The following is a 10,448-nucleotide window of genomic DNA, read 5'->3' as shown; positions in this document are numbered from 1 at the left end:
TACTCCGTATCGGGAATCAGGGTGCGGAACATGCCGGTCAAGCCGAGCCGAGTTCTTCGTCCAGGAAGCTGAAGATCTCCTCTGCGGAGGCCGAGGAGAGGCTCGCGCCGTCGTCGGTGGCGTCGTGGGCACCGGAGCCGGTGTAGGTCCACAGGGAGACCAGCTCGCGCAGCCGGTCGCCGACGGCGACCCGGTCGGCGTCGGTGTCGGCCACGGTGCGCATGACGTGTTCCAGCTTGTTCAGCTCGCCGAGCACCGTCAGCGCGGACGTGCTCCGCTCGGCCAGCAGCGCGCCGCGCAGGTACTCCACGAGGGCGGAGGTGGTCGGCCGGTCGTAGATCAGCGTGGACGGCAGGCGCAGGCCGGTGGCCACGTTGAGGCGGTTGCGGAACTCGACGGCGGTGAGCGAGTCGAAGCCGAGTTCGACGAAGCCGCGCTCGGCGTCGACGGACCGGATGGAGGCGTACCCGAGGACTGCGGCGGCGTGGGTGCGGACCAGGTCGGACAGGACCTGGTCGCGGTCGGCCTCGGCGGTGGCGGCGAGGGTGTCGCGCAGCGCCGCCGCCGGGTCCCGCTCGGCGGCGCGAGCCGCGCCGGTGGTCGCGGGGCGAACCAGCGCCCGCAGCACCGGCGGCACGGTGGCGGGCCCGTGCCGGCCGATCAGGGCAAGATCGAGATTGACCGGTACGACCACCGGGTCGGCGCAGCGCAGCGCCTCGCTGAACAGGTCCATGCCCTCCTCGGCGCCGAGCGGGACGAAGCCGCCCCGGTTCATCCGCTCCTCGTCGACGTGCCCCGGCTGCCCGTCGCCGGTGTCGTTGGCCCACGGCCCCCAGGCCATGGAGGTGGCGGGCAGTCCCCGGTCCTGCCGGTGCTGGGCGAGGGCGTCGAGGAAGCAGTTGGCGGCGGCGTGGTTGGCCTGCCCGGGGCCGCCGAACAGGCCGGCGGCGGAGGAGAAGAGCACGAACGCGGCCAGGTCCAGCTTCTCGGTCAGCTCGTGCAGGTGCCAGGCGGCGTCGACCTTGGGTCGGAGCACGGTGTCGAAGCGCTCCGGGGTGAGCGCGCCGAGGATGCCGTCGTCGAGCACGCCCGCGGCATGCACGACGCCGGTGAGCGGCCGGTCGGCCGGGATCTGGTCGACCAGCAGGGCCACCGCGTCCCGGTCGGCGACGTCGCAGGCGACCACCCGGGCGGTCGCGCCCAGCTCGGCCAGCTCCTCGACCAGCGCCGCCACGCCGGGAGCGTCCGCGCCGGTGCGGCTGGCCAGCAGCAGGTGGCGTACCCCGTGCCCGTCGGCGAGCCGGCGGGCGACCAGCCGGCCGAGCGCGCCGGTCGCGCCGGTGACCAGGACGGTGCCGGCGGCCAGGTCGGGGGCGGGCCGGTCGGCGGGCGGCGGGGCCAGCCGGGTCAGCCGGGGCACCCGGAGCTGGCCGACGCGCACCGCGAACTGCGGCTCACCGGTGGCGAGCGCCGCCGGCAGCAGGTCGGCGGCAGCCCGGTCGTCGTCGACGTCGACGAGGACGATCCGGTCCGGGTTCTCCGACTGGGCGCTGCGCAGCAGGCCCCACCCGGTGGCGGCGGGCGCGTCGGCGATCCGGTCTCCCGGGTCGACCCGGACCGCGCCGCGGGTGACCACCACCAGCCGGGCGGCAGCGAGGGCGTCCTCGGCGAGCCACCGTTGGGCGAGGGCGAGCGTGCGGTGGCTGACCCGGTGCGCCAGCCGGGCCGGGTTCGGCTCGTCCGGGTCCGGCCCGCCGCAGGTGACCACCACCGCGTCGGGGACGGGTGCGCCGCCGCGCACGGCGACGAGCAGGGCGTCGAGGTCGGCGAACCGGTCGACGGCGGGCCAGTCGTCGCCCAGGGCGACCAGCCGGTACGGGTCGTCGACGCGGCCCGCGTCCCGGGTGATCCAGTCGAGGCGGTGCAGGGAGCGGCTGGCCGCGCGGCGGGCCACGCCGAGTTGCTCACCGGAGATGGGCCGCAGGACCAGGCCGGCGACGGAGGCCACCGGCGTGGCCCCGGTGTCGGTGACGTTCAGCGCCAACGTGCCGGAGCCGGTGGCGGTGAGCCGGATCCGCAGCTCCCGGGCGCGGGTGGGGCGGATCGTCACGCCGGTCCAGGTGAACGGCAGGCCCGGCCGGATGTCGGAGGTGTCCCGCGCCGGGGTCGGGTCGGGGCTGCCCTCGATGCCGGCGACGCTGGCACCGATGGCGTGCAGCGCCGCGTCCAGCAGCGCGGGGTGCACCGAGAAGGCGGTGGTGCCGGTCGCCGCGTCGGCGTCCAGGGCCACCTCGGCGAGGATGTCGGTGCCGCAGCGCCACGCGGCGCGCAGGGCCCGGAACGCCGGGCCGTAGTGGTAGCCCTGCTCGGCGAGGCGGGTGTAGAGGCCGTCGAGGGCGATCGGCTCGGCGTCGGCGGGCGGCCACACCGCCGCCGGGGCGTCGGCTGGGTCCTCGGTCGCGGCGAGCAGGCCGGAGGCGTGCCGCTGCCACTGCCGGGATCCGTCGGGCTCGGCGTCGTCGGGTCGGGTGTGGACGGCGACCGGGCGGTGCCCGGTGTCGTCGGCGGGGCCGACCCGGACCCGCAGGTCGACGCCGCCCTCGGCGGGGATCACCAGGGGCGCTTCCAGGTTCAGCTCCGCCACGGAGGCGGCGTCGGCGTGCCGGCCGGCCCAGGACGCCAGCTCGACCAGCGCGGTGCCGGGCAGCAGCACGGTGCCGAGCACGGCGTGGTCGGCCAGCCACGGCTGGGTGGCCAGCGAGATCCGGCCGGTGAACAGCAGCCCCTCGTCGCCGGGCAGCTCGGCGACGGCGCTGAGCAGCGGGTGGTCGACGACGTCGAGGCCGACGGCGGGCAGCACCGCCCGGTGGGCGCCGGTGCGCTCCAGCCAGAAGCGGTGCCGCTCGAACGCATACGTGGGCAGTTCCACCGGGTCGGCTCCGGCGAGGATCCGGCGGTGGTCGACGGGCAGCCCGACGGCGTACGCGGCGGCGAGGGCGGCCAGCAGTCGGGTGGGTGCGTCGCCGTCGCCGCGCAGGGTCTCCAGCACCTGGGCGGCAGCGCCGGTCGCGGCGAGGGCTCCGGTCAGCTCGGCGGTCGACGCCGGGTCCGGCGACAACGCCACGAAGGTGACGTGGCCGGCGGCGACGGCGGTCCGCACGGCGGCGTCGAGTGCCCCCGACTGCCGTGCGCCGTCGGCCCAGTGCTCGGCGCCCAGGGACGCCGGGTCGGCCCAGTCCCCGGTCACGGCCGAGAGCAGGCGGGCGGTGCCCGGTTGCGGGGCGAGGCCGGCCAGCTCTGCGCGGAACCGGTCGGCTCTGGCAGCGGGGTCGGCCGGGGCCGCGCCGGCCCGGGCCCGCAGGGCGACCACCCGGGCCGCGTCGGGCAGGGAGAGCACGCCCGCCACGCAGGCGGCGGCGATTTCCCCGTCGGCGTCGCCGAGCACGGCGGCGGGGGCCACCCCGGCGTGCCGCCACACGGCGGCGAGGGCGACGCCGGCGGCGAAGGCGACCGGCTGGGCCAGCTCCGGCCGGTCGGCCCAGGAGCGGTCCGCGCCGGTGAGCAGGGCGGCCGGGTCGACGTCCAGCCAGGGGGCGAGGGCGTGTCGGCACTCGGCGAGGGCGTCGTCGAGGACCGGGCACCGGCCGACCAGCCCGGCCGCCGCGTCGAGGGCCGCCCGGGTGTCCGGGAGGACGAGGACGGGACCGGGGCCGTGGCCGGCGACGACGCCGGTGAGCAGGTTGCCGGCCGGGGCCCCGGCGGCGAGCGCGTCCAACCCCGCCAGCAGCTCGGGGGTGCCCGCGCCGAGCACGGCGGCCCGGCGGTCGAACGCCGACCGGGTGGTGGCCAGCGACCAGGCCACCGCCGCCGGATCCAGCCCGGGGTGTTCCCGCAGGTGCCGGGCCAGCCGGGTGGCCTGCGCGGCCAGGGCGGCCGTGGAACGCGCCGACAGCGGCCACACCACCACGTCGGAGGCGACCAGCCCGGGGGCGGCGGTGGCCTCGCCGGTTGGGCCGTCGGTGGCCTCGCCGGCCGGGGCGTCGGTGGCGGGCAACTCGACGACCACGTGGGCGTTGGTGCCGGAGATTCCGAAGGAGGAGACCGCGGCCCGGCGTGGCCGGTCCACCGCCGGCCAGGGGCGGGCCCGGGTGACCAGTTCCACCGCCCCGGCCGACCAGTCGATGTGCGGGGACGGCTCGTCGGCGTGCAGGGAGGCCGGGACCAGCCCCTCCCGCATGGCCAGCACCATCTTGATCACGCCGGCCATCCCGGCGGCGGCCTGGGAGTGCCCGATGTTCGACTTGATCGACCCGAGCAGCAGCGGTTCCGCGCCGTCGCGGCCCTGGCCGTACGTGGCCAGCAGCGCCTGCGCCTCGATCGGGTCGCCGAGGACGGTGCCGGTGCCGTGCGCCTCGACGACGTCCACGTCGGCCGTGGTCAGCCGGGCGCTGGCCAGGGCCTGCCGGATCACCCGCTGCTGCGACGGCCCGTTCGGGGCGGTCAGCCCGTTCGACGCGCCGTCGGAGTTCACCGCCGAACCGCGTACCACGGCGAGGACCCGGCGGCCCTCCCGGCGGGCGTCGGAGAGGCGCTGCACCAGCAGCATGCCGACGCCCTCGGCCCAGCCGGTGCCGTCGGCTGCGGCGGCGAAGGACTTGCACCGGCCGTCGGCGGCCAGCCCGCCCTGCCGGGAGAACTCCTGGAACGCGGTGGGGGTGGCCATCACCGCCACACCGCCGGCCAGGGCCAGATCACACTCGCCCCGGCGCAGCGCCGCCCCGGCCAGGTGCAGCGCCACCAGCGACGAGGAGCAGGCGGTGTCGACGGTGACCGCCGGCCCCTCCAACCCCAGGGCGTACGCGACCCGGCCGGAGATCACGCTGTGCGCGGCCCCGGTCATCAGGTATCCCTCGACGCCCTCGGGGACCTCGGTCAGCCCGCTGCCGTACCCGGAGGTGGAGGCGCCCACGAAGACGCCGGTGCGGGTGCCGCGCAGCTCCGCCGGGTCCACCCCGGCCCGCTCCAGCGCCTCCCAGGACGCCTCCAGGGTGAGCCGCTGCTGCGGGTCCATGGCGAGTGCCTCGCGGGGCGAGATCTCGAAGAACGCGGGGTCGAAGTCAGACACGTCGTAGAGGAAGCCACCGGCGGGGCCCTGGGCCCCGTCGAGGCCCTCGGGGATCTCCCAGCCCCGGTCGGTGGGGAACGCCGAGACGGCGTCGACGCCGTCGGCGACGAGCCGCCACAGCTCCTCCGGCCCGCCGACGCCGCCCGGGTACCGGCAGGCCATGCCGACGATGGCCACGGGCTCGTCGGCGGGAACGACGGTGTCCCGTGCCGCGTCGGCGGTGTCGGTGCCGAAGACCAGTTCGCGCAGGTGCGCGGCCAACTCGCCGGGGGTGGGGTAGTCGAAGACGAGGGTGGTGGGCAGGCGCAGGCCGGTGGCGGTGTTCATCCGGCCCCGGAAGTCCACGGCGGTCAGCGAGTCGAAGCCCAGGTCCTTGAAGGGGCGACCGCGCAGCTCGTCCGCGGTGGCGTGGCCGAGGACCGCGACGGTCTGCTCGTTGACCAGCCGCAGCAGTTCGCGCTCCTGGTCGGTGGGGGCCAGGCCGGCCAGGGAACGCAGCGGTTCGGCGACGGTGCCCGGCGCGGGCGCGGCGGCGTCCTCGGCGTCGAGCAGGGCCCGCACCTGCGGCAGGTCGGCGAGGAACGGGCTGGGCCGGGTCACGGTGAACGCCGGGTGGAACCGGGCCCAGTCCACGTCGGCGACGGTGACGCATCCGGTGGGCCGGCGGGTGGCCCGCTCCAGCGCGACGAGCGCCTGATCGGGGGCGATCGGGGGCAGACCCATCCGGTGGAGCTGCGCGGTGGCCACGTTCTCGGCGGCCATGCCGCCCTCGCCGCCCCAGGCGGTCCAGGACACGGCGGTGGCCGGCAGCCCTCGGCCGCGCCGGTTGACCGCGAGGGCGTCCAGCAGCGAGTTGCCGGCCCCGTACGCGCACTGGCCGGCGCTGCCCCACACCCCGGAGATGGAGGAGAAGAGCACGAACGCGGCGAGCGGGCGGTCGGCGAGGCAATCGTCGAGGTGCAGGGCGCCGAGCACCTTCCCGGCGACGACCTGCGAGAACTCGTCGAGGGTGGTGCCGGTCAGCGGGGTGAGCTGGTCGGTGCCGGCGGCGTGCACCACGGCGGTCAGCCCCGGCAGCGAGTCCACCAGGGCGGCCACGGACGACCGGTCGGTCACGTCGCAGGTGGCGGCGGTGACCCGCCCGTCCGCGCCGTACGTCTCGAGCAGTTGCGCCACGGCGGGGGCGGCGGCGCCCCGGCGGCTGGCCAGCACCACCTGGCGGGCGCCCCGATCGAGCAGCCAGCGGGTGAGGTGGCCGCCGAGCCCGCCGGTGCCACCGGTGACCAGGATCGTGCCGGCGGCCCAGTCGACGGCCGGCGGGTCGTCCACGGCGGCCGGGGCGGTCAGGAGCCGGCGGGCCCAGACGCCGCCGGACCGGACGGCCACCTGGTCCTCCGTACCGTCGGCGAGCACCGCGGCCAGCCGGCGGGCGACGGTCTCGTCCACGGTGGACGGCAGGTCGATCAGGCCGCCCCAGCGGTGCGGCTGCTCGACGGCTGCGGCGCGGCCGAGCCCCCAGACCTGGTTCTGCAACGGGTGGTCCACCAGGTCTGCCGGGGCGGCGGCGACCGCGCCGCTGGTGACGCACCAGAGCGGGGCGACCAGGTCCAGGTCGGTGACGGCCTGGACCAACGCGAGGGCGGTGGCGGCGGCGAGAGTGACGCCCGGGTGCTCGGGCAGCAGCCGGTCCTGGCCGGCGACGACCAGCAGCATCCCGTCGACCGGCCGTTCGCCGGTGCTCTCCGCCAGCCGGGCGGCCAGCGCCGCGCGGTCCAGGTCGGCCGCGCCGACGACGAGCCGGTCGGCGTCGGGCAGCAGGTCGGCCAGCCCGTCGGCCCAGGTGGGGGCGTCGGCGGCGGGCAGCACCACCAGCCAGCGGCCGGGAGGTGCGGCCCGGTCGGCGACCGGCACGGGCTTCCAGGCCACCTGGTACGACCAGTCGTCGGCGCGGGACCGTTCCCGGCGGGCCCGTCGCCAGGAGGCGAGCACCGGCAGGGCGGGCAGCAGCGCCCGGACGGCGTCGTCGTCGGGGTCGACGCCCAGCTCGCCGCCGAGGGTCTCGGCGTCGGCGCCGTCGAGGGCCGCCCAGAACCCGTCGTCGGAGCCCGGGGCGGCGAGCGCGGCGGGGGCGGGCGGGGGCTCGGGCCAGAACCGCTGGCGGCGGAAGACGTAGCTGGGCAGCGGCACCCGCGCGGCGTCGGTGCCTGCGAAGAGCGCCGCCCAGTCCACGTCGACCCCGCCGGTGTGCAGCTCGGCGAGGGCGGCGAACGCGGAGCCGGGTTCGGTGCGGTCGCGGCGCAGCAGCGCCGTCGCGGCCCGGCCCTCGTCGCGGCCGGTGGCGGCGAGGAGGTCGCGGGTGAGCGCGGTGAGCACCCCGCTGGGGCCGACCTCCAGGAAGGTACGCACGCCCATGGCGCAGAGCCGGTCCACGCCGTCGGCGAACCGGACGGCCTCCCGCACGTGCCGTACCCAGTACTCGGGGGTGCGCACGGCATCCGGGTCGACGACCTCGCCGGTCAGGTTCGACACGATCGGCAGGGTCGGCGGGTGCAGCTCGACCCCGCGCAGCACGGCGGCGAACTCGTCGAGCATCGGTGCCATCAGCGGGCTGTGGAAGGCGTGGCTGACCCGCAGCGGCTTGGTCCGTACCCCCTGGTCGGCCCAGCGTCGTTCGAGTTCCTCCACCGCGTCGGCGGCCCCGGAGACCACCACGGAGGTGGGGCCGTTCACTGCGGCGACCGCGACGGAGTCCTCGAGGCCGGCCAGGGCGGCCCGGACCGCGTCGGCGGGGAGCTGGACCGACAGCATCGCGCCGCCCGCGGGCAGGGCCTGCATCAGCCGGCCGCGCGCGGCCACGACGGCGGCGGCGTCCGGCAGGGTCAGCACGCCGGCCACGTGGGCCGCCGCCAGCTCGCCGATCGAGTGGCCGAGCAGGACATCGGGGACGATCCCCCAGCTGGCCAGGAGCCGGAACAGCGCCACCTCGACGGCGAAGAGCCCGGCCTGGGTGAACAGGGTCTGGTGAAGCAGCGCGGCGGCCTCGTCGCCCTCGGCGGCGAAGAGCACCGGGGCCAGCGGCCGGGGCAGGTGACGGTCCAGTTCGGCGCAGACCTCGGCCAGCGCGCCGGCGAAGACCGGGAACGCGGCGGCCAGGTCGCGGCCCATGCCGCAGCGCTGCGCCCCCTGGCCGGAGAAGAGGAAGGCCAACTGGCCGCCGCGCGGGCCGGCACCGGTGATCAGCCCGGGGGCGTCGTGGCCGGCGGCGAGCGCGCGCAGCCCGGCGAGCAGGTCGGCGCGGTCGGCGGCGAGCAGCACCGCCCGGTGCTCCAGCCGGGCCCGGGTGGTGGCCGCCGACCAGCCCAGGTCAGACAGCCGCAGGTCGGGACGGGCGTCGACCCAGTCGGCCCAGCGGGTCGCCTGGTCGGCGAGCGCCGCCGCCTCGCGGGCGGAGAGCAGCACCGGCACGAGGCCGGCGCCGGTGATCGGGGCGGGTCCGTCGCCGGCCGCCGTCACAGTGCCCGCACCGTCCCCGGCGGTGGTGGCCGCGCCCTGACCGGCGGTGGTGGGCGCGGGGGTGTCGGCGGTCGTGGGGGCGGCCTCGGCGGGCGCCTCCTCGATGATCACGTGGGCGTTGGTGCCGCTCATCCCGAACGACGACACCCCGGCCCGGCGCGGCTGGTCACCGGCCGCCCACGGCTGGGCCCGGGTCACCAGCGACACCGCGCCGGCCGTCCAGTCCACGTTGGGGGTGGGCGCGTCGACGTGCAGCGTCGCCGGCACCGTCTCGTGCCGCAACGCCATCACCATCTTGATCACCCCGGCGACGCCGGCGGCGGCCTGGGTGTGGCCGATGTTCGACTTCACCGAGCCCAGCCAGAGCGGCCGGTCCGCCGGCCGGCCCTGCCCGTACGTGGCCAGCAACGCCTGCGCCTCGATCGGGTCGCCGAGGGTGGTGCCGGTGCCGTGCGCCTCCACCACGTCGACCTGCTCGGGCGCCAGGCGGGCGCTGGCCAGGGCCTGGAGGACGACCCGCTGCTGGGACGGGCCGTTGGGCGCGGTAAGACCGTTGGACGCGCCATCCTGGTTGACGGCGCTGCCCCGGACCACGGCGAGGACGGGGTGGCCGTGCCGGCGGGCGTCGGAGAGCCGCTCGACCAGCAGCAGGCCGACCCCCTCGCCCCAGGCGGTGCCGTCGGCGGCGGCGGCGAAAGACTTGCACCGGCCGTCGGCGGCCAACCCGCGTTGCCGACTGAAGCCGAGGAAAGCCGACGGGGTGGACATGATCGTGGCGCCGCCGGCCAGCGCCAGGGTGCACTCCCCCTGCCGCAGCGCCTGGGCGGCCAGGTGCAGGGCGACCAGCGACGAGGAGCAGGCGGTGTCGACGCTGACGGCGGGGCCCTCGAGGCCGAGGGCGTACGAGATCCGGCCGGAGACCACGCTCGCCGCCGTGCCGGTGAGGACGTACCCCTCGGTGCCGGCCGGCGGCGGCTGGAGCAGCGCCGCGTAGTCCTGGCCGGTGGTGCTGGCGAAGACGCCGACCTGGTGGCCGCGGAGCGCGGACGCGTCGATGCCGGCGTGCTCGAACGCCTCCCACGACGTCTCCAGCAGCAGCCGCTGCTGCGGGTCCATCGCCAGCGCCTCGCGCGGGGAGATGCCGAAGAACCCCGCGTCGAACTCGGCCGCCGAGTCGACGAAGCCGCCCTCGGAGACGTACGAGGTGCCGGGGTGGTCGGGGTCGGGGTGGAACAGCCGGGTCAGGTCCCAGCCACGGTCGGCGGGGAACCCGGAGCGGGCGTCGGCGCCCGAGGCGACGAGCTGCCACAGGTCCTCCGGGGAGCGCACCCCGCCGGGAAAGCGGCAGGCCATGCCGACGATCGCGATCGGCTCGCGGCTGGCGGCCTCAACCTCGCCGAGCTTCCTCCTGGTCTGGTGGAGGTCGGCGGTCACCCATTTCAGGTACTCCCGTAGCGTATCTTCATTCGCCATTGCCGCCACCTTTTCGGGCCGGAACCACCAGGCGGCCCAATACCGTCCACAGACGCCTCAAGCCGCGAATACCAGAGCCCATTGCACCGACCACAAATTGCCCAGATAAAAATGCTGTGGCGCAGATCAGGTCTTACTTACCGGAGGAAGGTATTTGGCCCCGGACCGCGCTGCCAACCCCTAGCGTGCCCCTAGCGCTGCCCCTACGAGCAGGGCAGCAGGCTGGGACGGGGCGCCCCTCGACCGGGGCACCGGCCGGCACCCGCCGACCGGCGGCCGGGCGGGTGCGACACCCGCCCGGCCGGCTTCGCCGTTCTCGTCGACACCACGCACCCGC

At 76.9% G+C, this 10,448-nt stretch carries 1 protein-coding gene; it reads right to left on the bottom strand.

The window, feature by feature from the left end; genetic code table 11:
* Window positions 1-37 precede the first annotated feature (37 nt).
* A complete protein-coding gene (locus SNR22_RS21595; RefSeq protein WP_413775678.1) occupies window positions 38-10,120 on the bottom strand; it encodes a type I polyketide synthase in 10,083 nt (3,360 codons plus the stop codon).
* Window positions 10,121-10,448: the final 328 nt, after the last annotated feature.

The sequence above is a fragment of the Micromonospora sp. RTGN7 genome (assembly GCF_033804645.1).
In the GTDB taxonomy this organism is placed as follows: domain Bacteria; phylum Actinomycetota; class Actinomycetes; order Mycobacteriales; family Micromonosporaceae; genus Micromonospora.
This window is presented reverse-complemented; position numbering and strand designations above follow the sequence as displayed.